The organism is Streptomyces sp. MMCC 100 (assembly GCF_041538145.2).
In the GTDB taxonomy this organism is placed as follows: Bacteria; Actinomycetota; Actinomycetes; order Streptomycetales; family Streptomycetaceae; genus Streptomyces.
Genome location: NZ_JBGORK020000001.1, coordinates 5,002,198 through 5,023,926, shown reverse-complemented (window position 1 = coordinate 5,023,926; position 21,729 = coordinate 5,002,198). Strand labels below are relative to the sequence as shown.

Here is a 21,729-nt window from a genome sequence, read left to right as displayed (position 1 = left end):
TCAGTCGCGGCCGCGGGCGTGCTTGAAGCGCGCGAGCCCGTCGGCGAGGTCGATGAGCGGGGCCGGGTAGCCGAGCCCGTCGCGCTGTCCGGCCGGCAGCCGCCACGGCTCGTGCACCCTGTTGTCCTCCACGTCCGTGAGCTCGGGGACCCAGCGGCGCACGTAGGCTCCGTCCGGGTCGAACCGCTTGGCCTGAACGAGCGGATTGAGGACGCGGTGGGGGCGGGTGTCGGTGCCGGTGCCGGCGACCCACTGCCAGTTGAGCTGGTTGTTGACGATGTCACCGTCCACAAGGAGGTCCAGGAAGTGCCGGGCGCCGATCCGCCAGTCGACGTACAGCGTCTTGGTCAGGAAGCTTGCCACCAGCAGACGCGCGCGGTTGTGCATCCAGCCCTCGTGGCGGAGCTGGCGCATGGCCGCGTCGACGATCGGATATCCCGTACACCCGTCCCGCCACGCGGCGATGTCCTCGGCGGCGTCGTCCTCGCCGCGCCACTGGTCGCGGCGGGTGCGGTAGTCCGCCGAGGAGGCCTCGGGCCGTGCCGCCAGCACCTGGTGGTGGAAGTCCCGCCAGCACACCTGACGTACGAACGCGTCCGCGCCCGGTCCGCCGCGCTCGCGGGCCCGGTGGACGAGCTCCACCGGGGAGAGCGCACCGAAGTGGAGATACGGCGACAACCTGGAAGTGGCGTCTCCCGCGAGGTCGTCGTGCCGGTCCTCGTACCGGGCCAGTCCGGACCGCGACCACCGCGAGAACCGGTCACGCCCGACCGACTCCCCTCCGTCCGGAAGACCGGGCGAAATGCCTTTCACGTCCGCCCGGTCGGGCAGCGGCTCACCGCGAACCCGGTCGGGAACGCGCACCGTGCGCGGCGCGGGGAGGGGCTTCCTCAGCGACTCTTCCGACCAGCGGCGGAAGTAGGGCGTGAACACGGCGAAGTGGTCGGAGCCGGACGGCGTCACCGCCCCCGGAGCGAGAGCGGTGACCACCGCCTCGTGCACGCGCAGTGCCACACCGCCGGCGTCGAGTCCGTCGCGCAGCCGCTCCTCACGGCGATGGGCGTACGCGGTGACGCCCGCGGCCATGTGCACCTCGGTGGCCCCGCACTCGGCGGCGACCGCGCAGACCTCCCGGACGACTGGTCCCGCGCGGACCACGAGCCGGCCACCGCGGCGGCGCAGGGAGGCGTCGAGGTCGCTCAGGCAGTCGGCGAGGAAGGCCCGCCGGTTGGGCGCGTCGAAACCCGCCGCGTGGATCCCGGGGTCGAGAACGAACAACGGCACCACCTCGTCCGCCGCCTTCAACGCCGCGTGCAGCGGTGGGTGGTCGTGCAGACGCAGGTCCGAGGTGAACAGGACGACCGCGGCGGTCATGGCTTCACTCCTGGCGCAGTGGTGCGTGAACGGCTGCCTAGTGCTCCACACTTCGTCGGGGACGGCGGCGCGGGATGCGCGGGAAGCGCTGATCACTCCTGCGGGCGGTCAGGCCCTTGGCGGCGGCCTGGGTGATGTTGCGGGCCATGCCGCCGAAGACGATGGCGTGGAAGGGGGAGACGGACCACCAGTAGGCGTGGCCGAGCAGCCCTCGCGGATGAAACAGAGCGCGCTGCCGATAGCGGGTACGGCCTCCCTCGTCCGTCTCGACGTACATCTCCAGCCACGCCAGTCCCGGCAGCCGCATCTCCGCCCGCAGCCGCAGCAGTCGCACCGGCTCGATCTCCTCCACGCGCCAAAAATCGAGCGAGTCGCCGACCCGCAGGCGTTGCGCGTCGCGTCGCCCGCGGCGCAGGCCGACACCACCGACGAACCGGTCCAGCCAGCCGCGGACGGCCCAGGCCAATGGGAAGGAGTACCAGCCGTTGTCACCGCCGATTCCCTCCACCACCTTCCACAGCTCCTGCGCAGACGCGTCGACGGGCAGTTGCCGCTCGTCCTGGTACAGACTGCCGCCGGCCCAGTCGGGGTCGGTGGGGAGGGGATCGCTGGGAGCCCCCGGGACGGAGGCGGACGACCAGCGCGTGGCGACCTGTGCCTCTCGGACCCGCCGCAAGGCCAGGGCCAGAGCTTCGTCGAACGGCAGTGGCCGGCCCGGAGGATCGGAGACGTACTGCGCGATGTCGTGCTCCTGGCAGACAACCTCGTGACGCAACGATTCCGTCAGCGGCCGGGCGATGGAGGCGGGGACGGGCGTCACGAGACCGACCCAGTGGCTGGACAACCGTGGGGTGAGCACCGGTACCGGGACGATGAGCCGCCGTCGGAGTCCGCTGACGGCCGCGTAGCGACGCATCATCTCGCGATAGGTGAGCACGTCGGGCCCGCCGATGTCGAAGGCCCGGTCCACGTCGTCCGGCATGGTGGCGGAGCCGACCAGGTAGCGCAGCACGTCGCGGACCCCGATGGGCTGTGTGCGGGTGTGCACCCAACTGGGCGTCACCATGACGGGCAGCCGCTCGGTCAGATAGCGCAACATCTCGAACGACGCCGAGCCCGAGCCGATGACGACCGCGGCCCGCAGCACGGTGGCGGGCACCGGGGAGTCGAGGAAGACGCGGCCCACCTCCGCGCGTGAACGTAGGTGTGGGGAGAGTGTCCGCTCCGGGATGCCCGGCGGAGTGAGACCACCGAGGTAGACGATCCGTCGGATGCCTGCCGCGTGCGCCTGCTGGGCGAAGACGCGTGCCGCGCGGCGGTCGGTGTCCTCGAAGTCCGCGCCCGATCCGAGGGCGTGCACCAGGTAGTAGGCGACGTCGACACCGCGCATGGCCTCGGCGACGGAATCCGGGTCGGTGACGTCTCCCTGGACGCTCTCGACGTCGGCCGCCCACGGCTGGTCACGGAGTTTCGCCGGTGTGCGGACCAGACAGCGCACCCGATGACCGGCCTCCAGCAGCTCCGGCACCAGGCGACCGCCGATGTACCCGGACGCGCCGGTCACCAGACAGTGCAGCCGCTCCACGTCCCGCCGTCCGTCGTCCCGCCGTCCGTCCGTCGTCACGGTCCATTCCTCCCGACTCGTTCCACGGCACCGTGCCTTCTCCACCGATCATGGACCCCGCAGTGTGACCGCGCCTGTCGCGGCGAGACGGTCCGCGGACGCGACGAGGGACCGGGGACCGCCCGGGTCCGTCCCGGACCCGACAAGGGCACCGCGTGTCGGCACCGGAACATGCACCTCCGTGGAGGGGCGTACACGCCGGTCGGCCTGTCCCTCGGCAGCCCGCCCGTGCAGGTGCTGCGCCGTGACGAGGTGCCGCAGCCGACCGGACGCGGTCACCAGGTCGCTCACGCTCGCCCGTACGGACACGTCGGTGTCGCTGCCGCGTTCCACGGGCCGCGCCCGCTGACGCGAGGCGCGCCGTGTCCCCGGGCTCCTGCGCTCGCCGAACGTCCATGCCGTAGTCGTGTCCCCGGCCGCACGCGTCGGACGCCTGATCGGTCGCCATGTCGCGCATGGGCGTCTCCTGTCGGAAGACGGTGCGGTGCAGGCCGTCGTACCTGGTCGTTTCCCGATCACTTCCCGCTTGCCACGTGCGGCGGATGCACAACCAACGGGTACCGGTCCCTCAGTCGGCCGCACCGTCGGTGTCAGCTCCCTGGTCGGCCCGACCCCCGGCGCCGAGCAGCCCCGTCGCCGAGAATGGCTCCGCAGCGGCGAGCCGTGGCAGTTCACGCCGCGACAGCCAGGTGACGACGGGCGGCATCGCCGCGCGCACCGGCTGGGTCGAGCGCAGCCAGCGGGGCACATACACGGACGCGCGGCGACGCTCGACGGCCGAGACCAGCCGATCCGCCACGTAGGCGGCCGGAAACACCTTGCGCGCCGGGGACGGCATGTGGCCGCGCAGCTCCCGGAGCACCGCGTGCTCGTCCGCGTCGCGCACCATGTCGGTGTCCGTCCAGTTGATGTAGGCGATCCCCACGCCCACCCGCCGGTGGGCGACCTCGGCCCGCAGCGCGTGAGCGAACGACTCCGCTCCCGCCTTCGACGCGCAGTAGGCGCTCATCATCGGTGCCGCACCGATGGACGCGAGTGAGGCCACCTGCAGGAAGTAGCCGCGTGTGTCGAACAGGTCGGGCAGGAACGTGCGCGCGGTGACCGCGCTGCCGATGAGGTTCACCTCGACCACGCGGCGCCAGACGGCGGGATCCGACTCGGCGAACGGACCGCCCTCCGCCACCCCGGCGTTGGCGATCACGACCGAGGGAGACCCGAGCCGGGCGCGGATGTCGGCGCCGACCCTGCTCATGGCGCGGTCGTCGGTGACATCGGCCTCCCAGCACGCGGCGCTCCCCGCCGGCAGCGAGTCCCTCACCTGGGCCAGCGTGGTCTCTTCGCGACCGAGCAGCGCCACCGTCGCGCCTCGCTCGACCAGGACCCGTGTCATCGCGGCCCCGAGACCGCGAGCAGCTCCCGTCACGACCGCGACGCGACCACACAGAGGCTTCCGGGCGACCGGCATGGAAGATTCCTTTCCGCGGCGGCGCATGTCCTGACCACGCTAGACGTCTCCCGATCGGCGGGCACGTCGGCCGCTGCCCGGCCGCCTGCCCTGTTCCCGCACAGACCGGAACTCGCGAGATGCCGCGCGCATCCATTTCGGGCGTACAGGCAGAAAGGTGGGCATGAAGCTAAGAGATGAACTTCCCGTCGATCATCATCTGGCCACTGTCTACCGCTACGGTGCCGGCTTCTGCGGTCTCGTCCTGCTGGTCTTCGCGGGACTCGGCTTCGCCGACGCGCTGAGCCCGTTCGACACGGCGGGCGACACGATCGCCGGCATGACCACCAACGTCGCGCTCAGCGCCATCTCCACCGTCGTCGGTCTCGCGCTGCTCGCCGGAGCGGTGATCGGCGGCAACTTCGCCTCCGTTCTCAACATGACGGTCGGCGCCCTCTTCGTCCTGAGCGGCTTCGCCCACATCTTCGTCCTCGACCGTCCCGCCAACGTTCTCGACTTCGGCATGACCAACGTGATCTTCAGTTTCGTCATGGGGCTGGTTATCGCCACGTTCGGCATGTACGGCCGCGTCTCCAGCAAGCTGTCCCACGACAACCCCTACTGGCAGCGCAGGCATCCCGAGCAGGCGGCGCGGGAGCGCGAGTCGGCCATCGCCCTGCCGGGTGCGGGGCCTCGGACAGGGGCGCCGGCCGCCTTGCAGAGTGCCGGACGTACCGACGGGCGGCGAGCGCCGAAGCGGCGCCGGCACACAACGGGAAGGCGGTGAGCAGCATGACGGAACCACTCCGTCGGCCTACGGAGACCCCTCCGGTGGAAGGCTCGACGGCGGAGGCCCATCAGGAGCGTCCGGACGGTGGTGTCTGGGAACACCCGTACATCTGGCTCAGCCTGATCGCCGTCGGATCCGTGATCGTCGCCGCGTTCTTCCTGCTTCGCTTCGTCAGTCTGTAGACGCCGACGTCGTGAGCGTTCGGGTCGCACTCGCCGGCTGGGACAAGACCCTGCGTCGGAGCCGGGTCGGTAGGCTGGGCGCAGGACGGTCAAGGCGGTGGTGACGATGGAGTGGCGCGAGTACGCCGCGCAGATGGCCGAGCTCGCGCGGCATCTTCTGGCGCAGGGCTCGACGCAGGGGACGCTGGACGCGATTGCCGCGTCGGCGGTGGATGTGATCGAGGGCTGCGACGCGGCGGGAATTCTCGCGGTGCGCAAAGGCCGGGCGGTGACCCTGGCGGCGTGCGGGGACATGGTCGAGGAATCCGACCGGCTGCAGGGTGAATTGGGCGAGGGGCCGTGCTTCGACCTCGCCCGCCAGGGCAACGACGCCCGCACCTACCGGATCGCCGACATGACCGAGCCGCAGCCCGGCTGGCCTCGGTACGCGAAGGCGGCGCGAGCGCTCGGGGTGGGAAGTATGACCGGCGTACTCCTCTACACCGACAGGGAGGACTTCGGCGCCCTCAACCTGTACTCCACCCGCCCGAACACCTTCACCGCGGACATGGAGACCGCCGGCTGGTTTCTGGCCTCGCACGCCGCCGTCGCCCTGTCCAGCGCCCGCACCATCGACCAGCTCGAGCACGCGATGGAGACCCGCCACGCCATCGGTGAGGCCATGGGCATCCTCCGGGAACGCCACCACCTCACCGAGGACGACGCCTTCAACGTCCTGCGCAGACTCTCGCAGCACCACAATGTGAAACTGCGCGACGTCGCGCGGCAGATCCGCCCCACCCGTCCCGGCGCGAGCTGAACTGCTCCCTCACTGGGGTCGCAAAGCGCCTCTGCCTTTCGTTAGTTGGGAGTGACAGACACTCCCGATGCCCAGATGCGGCGGATGTTCCGTGTTGCCCGAATGTTCGCGAGGGGGTCGCCGTCGACCAGGATCGCGTCGGCACGCAGAACCTCCGACACCTCGCCGGCGGTGCCCGTGCCCGAACAGATCAGCCGCCTGTGGTTCGACATCGCCGGCACGCCTTCTCCCCACCAGGTCCCGCCCTGGCCGCGTCTTGCGGCACGGAACGCCTTCTCTACGGCAGTGACTACTGCTTCACACCCGCGTCCGGGGTGACCGAGCAAGTCGACTCGATCGATGCGGCACCTCAGCCCGACGCGGACACCTGGCGTGCGCTGAGCTTGTTCTTTAACCTCTGGCCTCGAACAGGGCGTCGTACGATGTCACTCACCTGGGGATTCGCCGGACAGGCGGACGGCCCTCGCATGATCCTGCGTTCCGCTACGGAATCAGTATCGGCGCCGAGTGGGGCGAACACACCGACACCCGCACCACTTGGCGCAACGGTCACCGCGAGAAGACGGTGACCACACAGGCCGGCGACCTCGAGCTCGCGATCCCGAAGCTGCGGGCGGGCAGTTTCTTCCCCAGCTTGCTCGAACGCCGGCGGCGCATCGACCAGGCCCGCTACGCGGTCATCATGGAGGCATACGACCAGGGTCTTCAGGGCCGCTTTCAGGTCGCTGCGGGACAACTGGCGAGGGGCGAGCGGGCCTTCACGGCGGGGTGCGGCACCGCATAGGCGGCCGAGCTGGTGAAAGGTGCGGGAGGTGGCCACCGCAGTGCGCGGGCGCCCCCACTGGATGCGGGCAGCGGCGTCACGCAGGTCGTGGCGTACTCGTCGTCGTACCTGCTTGACCACCTCGGGCGCGGGAGCGCTGTCCTGATCCAGGTACTCCCGTGTCAGGCGCCCGGCGCCGAGCGGCAGCGAGATGGCGAAGTCCGGCGTCCTGCCGCGACCGAAAGCGACCTCGAGGGAGCGTCCGCCGATGTCGAGAAGGGCCATCGGTCCGGCTCGCCAGCCCATCCACTGCCGGGCGGCCAGAAATGTCAGCTCGGCTTCGGTCACGCCGGACATCACGTGCAGGGACAAACCGGTGCGGGCACGTACGGCGGCCACGATCTCTTGGCAGTTGACGGCGTCCCGGACGGCGGCGGTGGCGAGCACGAGTGGCTCGGCCACCTTCCACCAGAGGCCTCCTCCTTGACCCCGGCAAGTGCTTCGACCAGGCACTCGACGGCGTCCGCGGCGAGCCGGCCGTCTGTCGAGACCTGTTCGGCGAGGTGCAGCCGCCGCTTGCTGGTGTGCACGGGCAGAGGAAGGCCACCGTCTCCCTCGGCGATGACCAGCCTCACCGTGTTCGAACCCACGTCCGCTACCCCGAGTCGCATGGGCAGTGAGTACCCACGAGTCGGCTCGTATGCCCGCACGTCAGCGAGTCTCGCGGTCACTGGCGAGACGCCTCGGTTTCGAGGGTGCCCGGCAGGACACCCAAAAAGGGCATAAGGCGCGCTTGTCGCGGCACCTGGCATCAGAAGAACGAAAAAGGACGGAAAAACACATGAAGGCTGTCGTGTGGCATGCCCTGGGGGACATACGTCTGGACGACGTGCCGGAACCGGAGATCAAGGACCCGTACGACGCGATCGTGCGGATCACGACATCCGCCATCTGCGGCACCGACCTCCATTTCATCCGTGGCACCATGCCCGGCATGCAGGAGGGGCGCATCCTCGGCCACGAGGCCGTCGGCGTCGTGGAGGAAGTCGGATCCGGGGTGCGCAACCTCCGTCCCGGTGACCGTGTGGTGGTGCCGTCCACCGTGGCGTGCGGAACGTGCAGCTACTGCCGTGCGGGCTACTATGCGCAGTGCGACAACGCCAACCCGGGTGGCTCGCGGGCGGGCACGGTGTTCTTCGGCGGCCCGGAAGCCGCCGGGGGACTGGACGGCCTGCAGGCCGAGTACGCCCGTATCCCCTTTGCGCACGTCGGCCTGGTTCCGCTGCCGGACACCGTCGATGACGCGCAGGCCGTCCTGCTCTCCGACATCTACCCCACGGCGTGGTTCGGGGCACGGCTGGCGGAGGTCGGGGACGGCGACACCGTGGCGATCGTGGGTGCCGGACCGGTCGGGCAGGCGGCCGTCGCCTGCGCCCGTCTCCAGGGAGCCGGGCGCATCATCGTTGTCGACGGCCTGGCGGACCGGCTGGACCTGGCGCGCGACCAGCACGCGGAGACGGTCGACTTCAACACTGAGGACCCGGTCGAGGCCGTCCTGGAGCTGACCGGCGGCATCGGCGTGGACCGCGTGATCGAGGCGGTGGGTGTGGACGCTCAGCGGCCCGCCCACGGCCCGGCGGCCGAAGCGCTGCGTGAGCAGGGCGAGCAGTTCGCGCACGAAAGCCAGGAGGCGGCTCCCGAACAGAACCCGGACGGCAATACGTGGGTGCCCGGCGACGCCCCGACGCTGGCCGCCCGCTGGGCGGTGCAGATGGCGGCGAAGGCAGGCACGATCGGCACAGTCGGCGTCTATCCGCCGCAGGTGCAGCACTACCCGTTCGGCGAGGCGTTCATGAAGAACCTCACCCTCAAGATGGGCAACTGCAACCACCGCCGCTACGTGCCCGAGCTGGTGTCCATGGTCGCCGAAGGACGGCTTGACCCCACTCCGCTGATCACCCGCTGGGTCGGAACCGAGGACGCGATCGGCGCCTACCGCACTTTCGACCGGCGGGAGGCGGGCTGGACGAAGGTGTCTCTCGGCGTGGCGGGCGACGGCTCGGTCGCGCCGGGCATGGGCGAAACGGCCGGCACCGGAGCCGCCACCACGGCCGGCACACAGGGGCCGCGGACGACGAACCAGGAGAGCGGAAGTGGGCGTTCGTGACCGCCAAGGCGGGTGAGAAGGCGCAGAAGACAGGGGACTTCTACTGCGCGCATTGCAGCGAGAAGGTCCATGTGACGCAGGGTGACAGGATCCCTTCCTGCCCCAACGGCCACAAGGAGTTCGAGACCCGCAGGAACGAGCCGGGCAACAAGTCCTGACGGGGTGTTCGGTGGCAAGAAACCCTGCGGGTATGACTGCCCCAAGCGGAGCGCGCCTGGCCACGCCGTTGTCGAGAGGCAGGCCCAACGCCCGGGAACCCTTGACAAACGGCCGCCCAGGGCAGCGCCCCAGGTGGCTTCCTGCCCGCTGTGCTCCCCTCCGCCCCTTGGGCTTCCGACAGGAGAGCTGATGCTCACCGAGCGATCGCTCTTCCCGCCGAAGCCGCGCATCGGAGTGCTCGGCTCTTACGGCGGGCTGAACACGGGTGACGAAGCGATCCTCACCTGTGTCCTCACTTGCCTGCGCGCGCACAGCCCGCATGCGCGCCTGATCGTCTTCAGCCGGGACGCCGAGCACACCCGTACGCACCAACCGCTCGCGGACGAGGTGCTGAACTGGGAGCGAGTCCCGCACCGGCCGCTGCATGACGCCCTCGCGGACCTGGACCTGCTCGTGCTGGGCGGGGGCGGCGTTCTCTACGACGGCGAGGCACGCCGCTACCTGCGTCTGGTCGCAGCGGCGCAGGCCGGCGGCATGCGGACGCTCGCCTACGCGGTCGGCGTCGGACCCCTGCGCGAGGCGGACGACCTGGAGGCAGTGCGGACAGTGCTGTCCGCCATGGACGACGTGGTGGTACGGGACGAGGAGTCACGGCTGGTTCTGGAGGAGATCGGTGTCGAGCGGGACATGACGGTCACTGCCGACCCGGCCCTGCTGCTGCCGGAGGAGCCGTTCACCGCGGAGATGATGGCCAGGGAGGTGTCCCGGCCGCTACCCGCCTGGTGGGAATGTCGGTACGAGAGCCGGGCCGGGCGGCCGAGCACCTGGACGAGGGCGACTACCACGCGCTTCTCGCCGGCGTTGCCGACTACCTGGTACGGCGCCTCGACGCCTACGTGGTTCTCGTACCGATGGAACGGCAGGACGTTCGCCACGCACATGCCGTCGTGTCCAGGATGGCGGCGCCGCCCGACCGGGGCCGGATCATGAACGGCGCCTACAGTCCTGGGCAGATTCTCGGGCTGATGCGGCACCTGGATCTGGTCGTCGGCATGCGCCTGCATTTCCTGATCTTCGCAGCGCTTGCCGGTCTGCCGGTGCTGCCCTTGCCCTACGCAGGGAAGGTGTTCGACTTCGCCCGTCGGCTGGGTGCACCGACGCTCGTCGGCGTAGCACGTGCACAGTCCGGGCTTCTGCTGGCGGAACTGGACCGGCTGTGGGACGAGTTTCCACAGCGACGCGGAGAACTCGCCGCGCGCGTGCGGAGTCTGCAGGACCTCGCACGTGAGACGGGCGTCCGTTGTAAGGCGCTGCTTGACGTCCTTCCCAACCCTGGCGGGGTGGCATCGGGACCGGGACATGCGAACTCTCCGCTGGCCGTGGACGAGACGTGAAGAGGGACGAGTCGAACCACCGGGCTGCTTTGTGAGCCGGGCAGGTGCCGATGGGATGATGCGTCGTGTACGCGCTGCCATGAGACCGACATTGAGGCAGGGGGCCTGTCTTCACATCTGCGCCGACGGGCCACGCGTCATTGTCGCCGCCCGGAGGCCGCGTGCCCGCGGCCGACCGTCGCCGGCCCGCCGAATGCGGTACCTCCGTTTGCGCGCTCCCGCCTGGGGATACACGGTCGTGGCATTCCGGTCACCACAGGAGAGAGGGGCGTCGCATGGGTCACGGCGGAGACGTTGTCGCGGAGCTGACCACCGATCACCGCGAGGTCGAGGAGCTGTTCGGGAAGATCGAACGCCTGAGCCCGGGTGATGGCCAGCGCAAGAAGTATGCGGATCAGGCCGTGATCGAGTTGGTCCGGCACTCGGTGGCTGAAGAGGCGTACCTTTACCCGGCCGTCCGTGAATTTTTACCCGACGGCGACAGGGTCGCCGACAAGGAGATCGAGGACCACGCCGAGGCCGAGCGGACGATGAAGGAACTCGAGGGTGCGGAAGCCGACGATCCCGAGTTCGACCGGCTCATCGGTGAGCTGATGACCGAGATCCGCTCGCACGTCCGTGACGAAGAGGACAACCTATTTCCTCGGCTGCGGGCGGCGACCTCCGAGGACGAGCTGATGAAGCTGGGTGACAAGGTCCAGCAGGCCAAGAAGACCGCCCCCACCCGGCCGCACCCCTCGGCCCCGGACACCCCGCCCGCCAACAAACTGCTGGCTCCTGGCGCGGGCATGGTGGACCGCATCAGGGACGCACTGACAGGGCGCGGCAAGGACTGACGGAGAACGGCGGCTCTCAGCGGTGCCCCGGGCTGTTCGCGGCAGGCACTGCCCGAGGCGGGTGAGCCACGGCGCCGGCGGCGTGCCCGCCCCCGGCGCGGGGCGGGCACGTCGGCACATCAGCGGTTTCGCATTGGAAGGCTGTTCATGGACCCTGTCGACCTGCCCTCGCCCGTCGTCCGCCATACGCCGGTACGGACCGACGTCCGTGCACTGGAACAGGAACTGCGTGCCCGCGTCGACGGCGAGGTCCGTTTCGACGCGGGTTCACGTGCGGCCTACTCGACGGACGGTTCCAACTATCGGCAGGTGCCGATCGGTGTCGTCGTCCCCCGGACCGTGGAAGCGGCCCAGGCGGCGGTGGCGGTGTGCCGGGAACACGGAGCGCCGCTGCTGTCACGCGGCGGCGGCACCAGTCTGGCCGGGGAGTGCTGCAACACCGCGGTGGTCCTCGACTGGAGCAAGCACTGCAACCGGTTGCTGTCAGTGGACACCGAGAACAGGCGGTGCGTGGTCGAGCCCGGCATCGTGCTGGACGACCTGAACCGGCAGCTGGCCGAGTACGGCCTGCAGTACGGGCCGAAGACGGCCACCCACCCGAACTGCACCATCGGCGGGATGATCGGCAACAACTCATGCGGGTCGACGGCGCAGGCGTACGGCAAGGTCGCCGACAACCTAAGCAGCCTGGAGGTCCTCACCTACGACGGTGCCCGGATGTGGGTGGGCCGGACCGACGACGCCGCCCTGGAGCGGCTGACCGCCTCCGAAGGCCGGGAAGCGGACCTGTACAGGGGCTTGGTCGCCCTGCGCGACCGCTACGCCGAGCTCGTACGCGAGCGCTATCCCGACATTCCCCGGCGTGTGTCGGGCTACAACCTCGACTCGCTGCTGCCCCAGCAGGGCTTCGACGTCGCCGGACTGCTGACCGGCTCGGAGTCCACCTTGGTGACCGTCCTGCGCGCGGAGCTCGAACTCGTGCCCGTGCCGAAGCACACCGCCCTGGTCGTCCTCGGCTACCCGGACATCTGTCAGGCAGCCGACCACGTCCCGGCTGTCCTGGAGCACCAGCCGGCGGCGCTGGAGGGCGTGGACCACCAGCTGATCCACTTCCAGCAGAAGAAGCACCTCAATCCTGCGGCGCTGAAGGAACTGCCCGACGGCCGGGCATACCTGATGGTGCAGCTCACCGGCGACACCCGCGAAGAAGCCGACGGCAGGGCCAGGGCCCTCATCGACGCCAAACCGGACGACGTCGACCACACCTGGTACGACGACGAGCAGCACGTGCGCGAACTGTGGCTGGTCCGCGAGTCCGGGCTCGGTGCCACCGCGCACGTACCAGGTCAGCCCGACACCTGGGAAGGCTGGGAGGACTCGGCGGTGCCGGTGGACCGCCTCGGCGACTACTTGCGCGACCTCAAGCATCTGTACGAGGAGTTCGACTACGGACACCCTTCCGTGTACGGCCACTTCGGCCACGGCTGTGTCCACACCCGCATTCCCTTCGACCTGGAGTCCGGGGAAGGCGTCGCCCGGATGCGGGCGTTCGTCGAGAAGGCCGCCGACCTGGTCGTGTCCTACGGGGGATCGCTCTCCGGCGAGCACGGGGACGGACAGTCACGGGGCGAGCTGCTGGTGAAGATGTTCGGGCCCGAGCTGATCGAGGCGTTCGAACGGCTGAAGGGACTGTTCGACCCGGACAACCGGATGAACCCGGGCAAGATCGTCCTGCCGTACCGCCTCGACGAGAACCTGCGCCTGGGCGCCGACTACCTGCCCTGGGAGCCGGAGACGGTCTTCGCCTTTCCGCACGACGACGGCAAGTTCAGCCGGGCCGCGGCCCGGTGCGTCGGCGTCGGCAAGTGCCGCTCGTCCGAGGGCGGCGTGATGTGCCCCAGCTACCGGGCGACCAGGGAGGAGGAGCACTCCACCCGTGGCCGCGCCCGCTTGCTGTTCGAGATGGTGCGAGGCGGCGACGACGCACCGATCGCCCCCGACTGGCGCTCGAAGGACGTACACGACGCACTCGACCTGTGCCTGGCCTGCAAGGGCTGCAAGACGGACTGCCCCGTCAACGTCGACATGGCCACCTACAAGGCGGAGTTCCTGCACCACCACTACAAGGGCCGGCTACGGCCCCTCGCGCACTACTCGATGGGCTGGCTGCCGGCGGTGGCCCGGGTGGTCGCGCTCGCGCCCCGGACCGTCAATGCGCTGGCTGCGGTGCCGTGGGTGGCCCGGGTGGCCAAGGCGCTGGGCGGTGTCGCTCCGGAACGGGAGGTGCCGGTCTTCGCCGAGCAGCGGTTCACCGACTGGTGGCGTGAGCGGGGCGGGCCTCGCGGTGACGGGCACCGGGGCGAGGTGGTGGTGTGGCCGGACACCTTCACCGACCACTTCCACCCCGCGATCGGCAGGGCGGCCGTCGAGGTGCTGGAGGCGGCGGGGTTCCGGGTCAAGGTTCCGGAGGCGTCGGTGTGCTGTGGACTGACTTGGATCTCCACCGGACAGCTGAACGTGGCGAAGCGAGTCCTCGGCCACACGATCGACGTTCTGCGCGAGGACCTGCGCCGCGGCACGCCCGTGGTGGGACTCGAACCCAGCTGCACCGCCGTCTTCCGGGCGGACGCGGCGGAGCTGCTCCATAAGGACCCTGACATCGAGCGGCTGCGGGAGCAGACCCGGACCCTGGCCGAGCTGCTCGTCGAACGCGCCGACGACTGGCAGCCACCGGCCGTCGACGCGCGGGCAGTGGTCCAGCGGCACTGCCACCAGTACGCCGTCATGGGCTTCGACGCGGACCGGAAGCTGCTCGAACGGGTCGGCGTGGACGCCGACGTGCTGGACGCGGGCTGCTGCGGGCTGGCCGGCAACTTCGGCTTCGAGAAGGGCCGCTACGAGGTGTCCATGGCGTGCGCGGAGGCCGGCCTGCTCCCGGCCGTGCGGGACGCCGACGACGCGACACTGGTCCTCGCGGACGGCTTCAGCTGCCGTACCCAGGTCGAGCAGGCCAGTACCGGACGCGCTCCCTTGCACTTGGCGGAAGTCCTGGCGGCGGGCCTCCGGGGGCAGGACACCGAACCGGAACGTCCATCACCCCCGGGGCCCCGCGCCCTGCTGCCTCTGGGGGCCGCCGGCGTGGCGGGCGCAGCGCTGGCGGCACTGGTAGCTGCACGACGCTCCGCTCGTAATCGCTGACATCGCACGCATCTCGCGGCCCGTCCCGCTGCCTCAGCGCTTGGACGGGCCGTCGAAGGGGAGGAATCCAGGTGTATGGAGGGAGCCTGGTCGTTCGGACTGGCCGTGCTGATCGTGGCACTGGCCGGCATGGCCGCGCTGGGGTCCAACTGGGTGAGCGAACGCGCCCGCATCCCGGCCCCGGCGTTCTTCCTCATCGGCACTGCCGTGGCAGTGGACGTCTTCCCGGAACTGAGGAAGCTGTCGATGGCGACGGTGCAGGACGTCGTCACCATCGCCCTCGTCGTGCTGCTCTTTCAGGGTGGTATGGACATCGGCTGGCGCCGCTTCAAGCCGGAAGCCCGCGCCATCCTCTCGATCGGTGTGCTGGGCACCTTCGCCACCGCCGGTCTGCTCGCCGTCGCGGCCCACCTCCTGCTCGGCCTGGACTGGCGTATCGCCCTGCTGCTGGGCACCGCGCTCGCGCCGACCGACCCGGCCGTCGTCTTCTCCGTCCTGGGCCGTCGGAAGATCACCGGCCGGACCGGTGTCCTGCTACCCGGCGAGTCCGGTGCCAACGACCCCGTGGGCATCGCCCTGATGGCCGGCCTGCTGGGCACCTCCGCCGGATCGGCGCTCGGCACAGCGGGCCACACCTCGCTGATCTTCGTCCAGGAGATGGCCATCGGCGCGGTGATGGGAGCGGCGGGCGGCTGGGGGCTGAAGGTCCTGATGCGCAAGGTGCCGCTGCCGGCGGAGGGGCTGTACCCGCTGCGCACGCTGGCCGGTGCGTTCGTGGTCTACGGGCTGACGACAGTGGCGCACGGTTCCGGATTCCTGGCCGTCTTCGTGGCCGGTGTTCTGCTCGGTGACGTCCGCGCCCCCTACAAGAAGGAGATCGAACGCTTTCACACAGCGCTCGGCAGCCTGGGGGAGATCGTCGCCTTCGCCGTGCTGGGACTGACCGTGCCGCTGTGGACGTTCACCAGGGAAGGGGCGTGGACGGACGGTCTGCTGTTGGCGGTGCTGCTGGCCTTCGTGGTGCGGCCGGTCGTGATGGCCGTACTGCTGTGGCGGATGCGCCTGAGCACCGGCGAGCGCGCGTTTCTCGCCTTCACCGGACTCAAGGGCGCCGTACCGGTACTGCTCGGCAGCTACCTCGTCAGCTCCGGGATCCCGGACGCCGACCGCCTGTACGACGTGGTGTTCGTCGTTGTGGTCTTCTCGGTCATCGTGCAGGGCTCGCTGGTTCCCACGGTGGCCCGGTGGTGCCGGGTGCCGATGCGCTCGGTGGAGCTGGAACCATGGACTCTGGGCGTGCGCCTGAAGGACCGCCCCGAAGGTGTCGCGCGGCATGTGGTCGAGGAAGGTTCCGCGGCCGATGGAAGCACGGTCGACGGGCTCGACATCGGCGAGGGGACGTGGATCAGCATGGTCGTCCGTGAGGGCGGCATCATTCCTGTGAGCGGGTCCACGCAGTTGCGGGTGGGCGACGAGGTCCTGCTGATCACCGGCGACAGCGAGGAGGGGTGCGCGGGTCCGTTCACCGCCGGGCGGCAGTGACGAGACGCCCGTTGGGGGTGCCGAACAAGAGCGTTCCGTGCGCGGCGATGCGTCGCAGCGGCCAGAAGAGCGATGGCCCGTCTACAGCGTTTCCCTGCGATTCCCAGGGTTACCCATGCACTGTCGTCCGCCGTCGTGCGGGACTCACAAAGAGCAGGAACGGAGCGCCGCCCATGGCGAGCATGAAGGTGTCGGACTACATTCTCCAACGGCTGCGCGACTGGGACGTCGACCACGTCTTCTCCTACGCCGGCGACGGCATCAACGGGCTGCTGGCGGCATGGGGCCGAGCCGACAACAACCCGAAGTTCGTGCAGGCCCGCCATGAGGAGATGGCCGCCTTCCAAGCCGTCGGATACGCCAAGTTCTCCGGCAAGGTCGGGGTGTGCGCGGCCACCTCCGGGCCGGGCGCCATTCACCTCCTGAACGGCCTGTACGACGCCAAGCTCGACCATGTGCCGGTCGTGGCGCTGGTCGGGCAGACCAACCGCAGTGCCATGGGCGGCTCTTACCAGCAGGAAGTCGATCTGGCCAGCCTGTACAAGGACGTCGCTTCCGACTTCTGCGAGACGGCGACCGTGCCGGAGCAACTGCCGAACCTGATCGACCGTGCCATGCGCACCGCCTACGCCAGGCGGGCCGTCACCGCGATCATCCTGCCGGCCGATGTGCAGGAGCTGGACTACTCGCCGCCGGGCCACGCGTTCAAGATGGTGCCGTCCAGCCTGGGACTGGGCCGCTCCGCACCGGTGCCGTCCGACGAGGACCTCCAGCGGGCCGCGGACGTGCTGAACGCCGGCGAGAAGGTCGCCGTCCTCGTCGGACAGGGAGCCCGCGGAGCCCGTGAAGAGGTGGAGCGGCTGGCGGAGGTGCTCGGCGCCGGCGTGGCCAAGGCCCTCCTCGGCAAGGACACGCTGCCGGACGACCTGCCGTACGTGACCGGCGCGATCGGCTTGCTGGGCACCCGCCCCTCCTACGAGCTGATGCAGGACTGCGACACCCTGCTGATGATCGGCTCCAGTTTCCCGTACACGCAGTTCATGCCGGAGCTCGACCAGGCCAGGGCGGTGCAGATCGACATCGACCCGCACATGATCGGCCTGCGCTACCCCTTCGAGGTGAACCTCGTCGGTGACGCACGCGAGACGCTGCGACGGCTGCTGCCGCGCTTGCACCGAAAGGAGGACCGAGCCTGGCGGGAGAAAGTCGAGAAGAACGTCTCCCGCTGGTGGGAGGTCATGCAGCGCCGCGCCGCCGTGGACGCCGACCCCCTCAACCCGGAGTACGTCGTCCACGCCCTGGACGGCAGGCTGCCCGATGACGCCATCGTCACCGCCGACTCCGGCTCCGCCGCCAACTGGTACGCCCGTCACCTGCGCTTCCGCGGCCACATGCGGGGCTCCCTGTCCGGCACGCTGGCGACGATGGGCCCGGGCGTGCCCTACGCGATCGGCGCCAAGTTCGCTCACCCCGACCGCCCGGCGATTGCCCTGGTCGGCGACGGCGCCATGCAGATGAACGGCATGATGGAGATGGTCACCGCGGCGAAATACCACCGTGAGTGGTCCGACCCGCGCCTCATCGTCGCGGTGCTGAACAACGGCGACCTCAACCAGGTCACCTGGGAGATGCGGGCCATGTCCGGCGCCCCGCAGTTCGAGGAGTCGCAGCACATCCCCGACCTGCCCTACGCCGACATCGCCCGCAGTATCGGCCTGGACGGCGTCCGGGTGGAGAAGCCCAAGCACGTCGAGGCGGCCTGGGAACAGGCCCTGGCCGCGGACCGCCCGTTCGTCATCGACTTCCGCACCGACCCGGCCGTGCCGCCGATCCCGCCGCACGCCGAGCTGGATCAGATCGAGGCCGCCGCCACCGCGATCCTGAAGGGAGACAGCGATCGCGGCTCCATGATCAAGCAGGGACTCAAGGCCAAGATGCAGGAGATGCTGCCCGGCAGCCGGCACCGCGGCGACCGACCCGGCGCCGCGGACGACAGCAGTCAGTCCGGCACCTGAAGGGCCGGGGCGTGCGGTCCTCACCGGCGTCAGCCGCCTGCGGGGCCGCAGCCGTCTGCCCGTCTCACACGCGCCTCGGGCGTCCGCTTGCGGGTGCGAACCAGTCCTTGAGCGCCTTGGCAGGCAGGGGATCTCTCGCCCCACCGGGGTCGGCAGTGCCCGTGTGCTGGTCACCCGAATGCGTGTGAGCCGACGCTTTTGTGGTACTTCGCCCGGTATGGCTGGTATCGAACTCATCAGTGCCGCGTTCAGTGATCACACCATGATTCCCCACCGTTATGCCAAGGACGGGGACAACGTCGCCCCGCCGTTGACGTGGTCCGGAGTGCCTGACGAGGCAGCGGAACTCGCACTGCTGTGTGAAGACCCGGACGCCCCGTCGGAAACCTTCGTGCACTGGCTGGTCACGGGCATCGACCCGCACCGCGGTGGCCTGGACACCGACGAAACGCAGCCGGGCAGCCAGCTGCACCGCAACGGCTACGGCGAACAGGGCTGGGGCGGCCCGCAGCCCCCGGTGGGAGACGAAGCGCACCGCTACTTCTTCCGCCTCTACGCCCTCCCGGCACCCGTGTCCGTACCGGACGACGCCACGGCCGACGACGTCCACGGCGTTCTGGACAAGCAGCAGATCGCCACCGGAACCTTGGTCGGCCTGTACCGACGCTGATGCCGCCTTCCCGTCACCGGTACGAACCGTCGGTCGTCCGGTGAACGGCGAACAGCGGGCCGGGCAGGCCGAAGACGGTACCGCAGCCCCGGACGACAAGGAGGCACCATGGCGCGCACGGCCACACAGGGCACTTACACCGGCTTCGACCGCATGCCGATAGCCGGCGAGTGGCGTACGGGCACGGCGGGCCGCTCACGGCAGGACACTGATCCGTACACCGGGGACGTCCTTGCGGAGATCGATCTCGCCGGTGCTCATGATCTGGACGAGGCGTACCGCGCTGCGGGGGAGGCGCAACCGGAGTGGTCCCGCAGGCCCGCGGAGGACCGCGCGGAGGTCTTGCGGAAGGCGGCCCGCATCCTGGCCGACCGTGAGGACGAACTGACCGGCTGGCTGCAGCGAGAGGCGGGCGCCACCCGGCCCCGCGCCGCCATGGAGCTGACGCTCACTCGCGCGGTCACCGAGAGGGCCGCCGAACAGGCAGGCCACATCAACACCTGGGTCGGCGCGGACTCCGACATGGAGGACAAGGAGAACCGCGTCTACCGCACAGCGGCGGGGGTCGTCGCCGTGATCAGCCCCTGGAACTTCCCCGTTCACCTGTCCAACCGGTCGGTCGCGCCGGCGCTGGCCCTCGGCAACGCCGTAGTGCTCAAGCCCGCCGGTGACACCCCTGTCACCGGCGGGCTGTTCCTGGCGAAGGTGTACGAGGAGGCCGGCCTGCCGCCGGGGCTGCTGAGCGTGGTGGTCGGCAGTGGAAGCGACATCGGCGACGCGATCGTGGAACACGAGACGCCCCGGGTGGTGTCCTTCACCGGATCCACCCCCGTCGGGCGGGGCATCGCCGAGAAGGCCGGGATCAAGAGGCTCGCGCTCGAACTCGGCGGCAACGGCCCGCTGGTGGTGCTCGACGACGCGGACCTCGACCAGGCCGTCGCGGGCGCCCTCTACGGCAACTACTTCCACCAGGGCCAGGTCTGCATGGCGACCAACCGCGTCATCGTCCACACCGCCGTGTACGACGCCTTCGTCGAACGCTTCGTCGCCGGTGCCCGATCCCTGCGCTACGGCGACCCGCGCGACGCCAGTACGCAGCTCGGCCCTGTCATCAACGGCAAGCAGCTGGACTCCATCCGCGAGAAGGTCGCCGACGCCGTCGCGGACGGTGCCGAGCTGGTCCTGAGCGGCGAGCCGACCGGCCCCACCGGTCAGGTCCTGCCGCCGCACGTCCTGCTCGGCGGCAACGACGCCACCACGGCCCGGGAGGAAGTGTTCGGGCCGGTCGCTACCGTCATCAGGGCGGACGACGAAGAGGACGCCCTGCGACTCGCCAATGACACCGAGTACGGCTTGTCCAGCGGTGTGTACACCCGGGACACCGACCGGGGCCTGCGGTTCGCGCTCAGGATGCAGGCGGGTATGACGCATGTGAACGACACGACCGTGCACGACGACGCGCACATCGCTTTCGGCGGTGAGAAGGCTTCCGGGCTGGGACGCTTCGGCGGAGACTGGGTCGTGGACGAGTTCACCACCCACCACTGGGTGAGTCTTCAGCACGCGCCGCGCGACTTCCTCTACTGAGAGGGTTTCTTACCGCAAAAGGGCTCGCGTCTCGCGGTCGACCTGCTGGGCCTCTCCGGTGGGCACGACGATGACCGGGACAGCGGCTCCGTCGGCACTGACGACGGCCGGGCTGTCCACGGTCGCGCCATCGGGGGTGAGTAGACCGCCCCTCACGCCGAGGGCGCTGAGCCGCGCGCACACCTCCTCGCGCACCTCCGGCTGGTCCTCGCCGATTTCCCCGGTGAAGACCAAGGCGTCGAGCCGGTCGAGGGACGCGGCCATGGCGGCGATTGCACGGCGGCAGTGGTGGGTGAAGACATCCAGCGCGAGTGCGGCGTGCTCGTCGCCCTCGGTCCGGCCGCGCACGAGATCGCGGGTGTCGTCCGAGGTGCCGGAAAGCGCAAGCAGACCGCCCTCGTGGTTCAGCGCGTCGTCGATGTCCTCCGCGGACAGATGGTGCCGGGTCTGCAGCCACATCAGCGCACCGGGATCCACGCTGCCGCTTCGGTGGCTCATCACCAGCCCCTCCAACGGTGTGAACCCCATAGTCGTGTCGACGCTGCGCCCGTCACGCACCGCACAGGCGGAGCAGCCACCGCCCAGGTGGACGATCACCACGTGCAACTGCTCCGGGCGCCGGCCGAGAAGTCCTGCCGTCCGGCCGAGCGCCCACGCGTAGGAAAGACCGTGGAAACCGTAGCGGCGCAGTCCGTACTCCTCGCGCCAGGCCGCCGGCACCGCGTACTCCCGGGCGGCGGCGGGCAGGCCGGCGTGGAAGACGGTGTCGAGACAGACCGCGTGCGGAATGTCCGGGAGCAGGTCCCGGGCGGCGTCCAGCACGGTGAGAGCGGGCGGGACGTGCAGGGGCGCCAGGTCGGCCGCCTGGCTCAGGGCTTCGCGTACGCGGTCGTCCAGCAGCGTATGGCCGCGTAGTGCCGGGCCGCCGTGGACAATACGGTGTCCCATGGCCACGGGCGACGGTGCTTCCCGCAGCAACTGCCGCAAAAGGCCGGGCACGTCGTCACCGGGCGCTGAGGGGCTGTCGTGCTCGGCGAGGACGCCCAGGTCGTCGTCGAAGACGGCCAGATGCAGGCTCGACGAGCCCGCGTCGGCCACCAGGACCGGGCCGAGACTCCTTTTGGACACGGCGTCCCTCTCTCGTCAGCCGGCTGCCGCAGTGCACGGACCGGGTGTGTGCCGAGG

The 21,729-nt window shown here is 70.0% G+C and carries 15 protein-coding genes and 3 pseudogenes; 13 read left to right on the top strand and 5 right to left on the bottom strand.

Annotated elements, in window-relative coordinates; translation table 11 throughout:
- The 3 genes from ABS735_RS23560 to ABS735_RS23550 all read right to left on the bottom strand — a co-directional run bounded on the left by ABS735_RS23560 (window position 1) and on the right by ABS735_RS23550 (window position 4,463).
- Entirely contained in the window at window positions 1-1,374 is a 1,374-nt protein-coding gene (locus tag ABS735_RS23560; RefSeq protein WP_373900589.1) for a cryptochrome/photolyase family protein, read from the bottom strand.
- A gap of 37 nt (window positions 1,375-1,411) precedes the next feature.
- A complete protein-coding gene (locus tag ABS735_RS23555; RefSeq protein WP_373900590.1) occupies window positions 1,412-2,998 on the bottom strand; it encodes an SDR family oxidoreductase in 1,587 nt (528 codons plus the stop codon).
- Window positions 2,999-3,566: 568 nt separating this feature from the next.
- Entirely contained in the window at window positions 3,567-4,463 is an 897-nt protein-coding gene (locus tag ABS735_RS23550) for an SDR family oxidoreductase (protein WP_373900591.1), read from the bottom strand.
- A 163-nt stretch (window positions 4,464-4,626) separates the two neighbouring features.
- Between ABS735_RS23550 and ABS735_RS23545 the strand changes: the two genes are divergently transcribed.
- From ABS735_RS23545 to ABS735_RS23530, 4 genes and pseudogenes are all read left to right on the top strand, one after another.
- Window positions 4,627-5,229, top strand: coding sequence for a DUF4383 domain-containing protein (locus ABS735_RS23545; RefSeq protein WP_373900592.1), 603 nt, complete (start codon window positions 4,627-4,629; stop codon window positions 5,227-5,229).
- A 5-nt stretch (window positions 5,230-5,234) separates the two neighbouring features.
- Window positions 5,235-5,414, top strand: coding sequence for a DUF6480 family protein (locus ABS735_RS23540; RefSeq protein WP_373900593.1), 180 nt, complete (start codon window positions 5,235-5,237; stop codon window positions 5,412-5,414).
- Window positions 5,415-5,520: 106 nt separating this feature from the next.
- Window positions 5,521-6,213 (top strand): GAF and ANTAR domain-containing protein, encoded by a 693-nt coding sequence (locus ABS735_RS23535; RefSeq protein WP_373901265.1) that lies wholly within the window; start codon window positions 5,521-5,523, stop codon window positions 6,211-6,213.
- 493 nt (window positions 6,214-6,706) lie between these two features.
- A pseudogene (locus tag ABS735_RS23530) lies at window positions 6,707-6,928 on the top strand (transposase); the annotation flags it as partial.
- A gap of 21 nt (window positions 6,929-6,949) precedes the next feature.
- Here ABS735_RS23530 and ABS735_RS23525 read toward each other — a convergent pair.
- Window positions 6,950-7,375 (bottom strand): annotated as a pseudogene (locus ABS735_RS23525) (Ppx/GppA phosphatase family protein); the annotation flags it as partial.
- A gap of 394 nt (window positions 7,376-7,769) precedes the next feature.
- Here ABS735_RS23525 and ABS735_RS23520 point away from each other — a divergent pair.
- The 9 genes and pseudogenes from ABS735_RS23520 to ABS735_RS23480 all read left to right on the top strand — a co-directional run bounded on the left by ABS735_RS23520 (window position 7,770) and on the right by ABS735_RS23480 (window position 20,544).
- A complete protein-coding gene (locus ABS735_RS23520) occupies window positions 7,770-9,143 on the top strand; it encodes a zinc-dependent alcohol dehydrogenase (RefSeq protein ID WP_476755847.1) in 1,374 nt (457 codons plus the stop codon).
- Window positions 9,140-9,301: a zinc ribbon-containing protein gene (locus ABS735_RS23515; RefSeq protein ID WP_373900595.1), complete on the top strand. Its 162-nt coding sequence runs from the start codon at window positions 9,140-9,142 to the stop codon at window positions 9,299-9,301. Before ABS735_RS23520 ends, ABS735_RS23515 begins: the two co-directional genes overlap by 4 nt.
- A 190-nt stretch (window positions 9,302-9,491) precedes the next feature.
- Window positions 9,492-10,696, top strand: a pseudogene (locus ABS735_RS23510) (polysaccharide pyruvyl transferase family protein).
- Between the two features lie 275 nt (window positions 10,697-10,971).
- Window positions 10,972-11,532, top strand: a complete 561-nt coding sequence (locus ABS735_RS23505) for a hemerythrin domain-containing protein (RefSeq protein ID WP_373900596.1) — start codon at window positions 10,972-10,974, stop codon at window positions 11,530-11,532.
- A gap of 147 nt (window positions 11,533-11,679) precedes the next feature.
- Window positions 11,680-14,730, top strand: a complete 3,051-nt coding sequence (locus ABS735_RS23500) for an FAD-binding and (Fe-S)-binding domain-containing protein (protein ID WP_373900597.1) — start codon at window positions 11,680-11,682, stop codon at window positions 14,728-14,730.
- Between the two features lie 75 nt (window positions 14,731-14,805).
- Window positions 14,806-16,272: a cation:proton antiporter domain-containing protein gene (locus ABS735_RS23495; RefSeq protein ID WP_373900598.1), complete on the top strand. Its 1,467-nt coding sequence runs from the start codon at window positions 14,806-14,808 to the stop codon at window positions 16,270-16,272.
- 173 nt (window positions 16,273-16,445) lie between these two features.
- Window positions 16,446-18,287, top strand: a complete 1,842-nt coding sequence (locus tag ABS735_RS23490) for a thiamine pyrophosphate-requiring protein (RefSeq protein ID WP_373900599.1) — start codon at window positions 16,446-16,448, stop codon at window positions 18,285-18,287.
- A gap of 217 nt (window positions 18,288-18,504) precedes the next feature.
- Window positions 18,505-18,957: a YbhB/YbcL family Raf kinase inhibitor-like protein gene (locus tag ABS735_RS23485; RefSeq protein ID WP_373900600.1), complete on the top strand. Its 453-nt coding sequence runs from the start codon at window positions 18,505-18,507 to the stop codon at window positions 18,955-18,957.
- A 108-nt stretch (window positions 18,958-19,065) separates the two neighbouring features.
- Window positions 19,066-20,544 (top strand): aldehyde dehydrogenase family protein, encoded by a 1,479-nt coding sequence (locus ABS735_RS23480; protein ID WP_373900601.1) that lies wholly within the window; start codon window positions 19,066-19,068, stop codon window positions 20,542-20,544.
- 9 nt (window positions 20,545-20,553) lie between these two features.
- Here ABS735_RS23480 and ABS735_RS23475 read toward each other — a convergent pair whose 3' ends face one another.
- Window positions 20,554-21,672, bottom strand: a complete 1,119-nt coding sequence (locus tag ABS735_RS23475) for an acetate/propionate family kinase (protein WP_373900602.1) — start codon at window positions 21,670-21,672, stop codon at window positions 20,554-20,556.
- Window positions 21,673-21,729 lie beyond the last annotated feature (57 nt).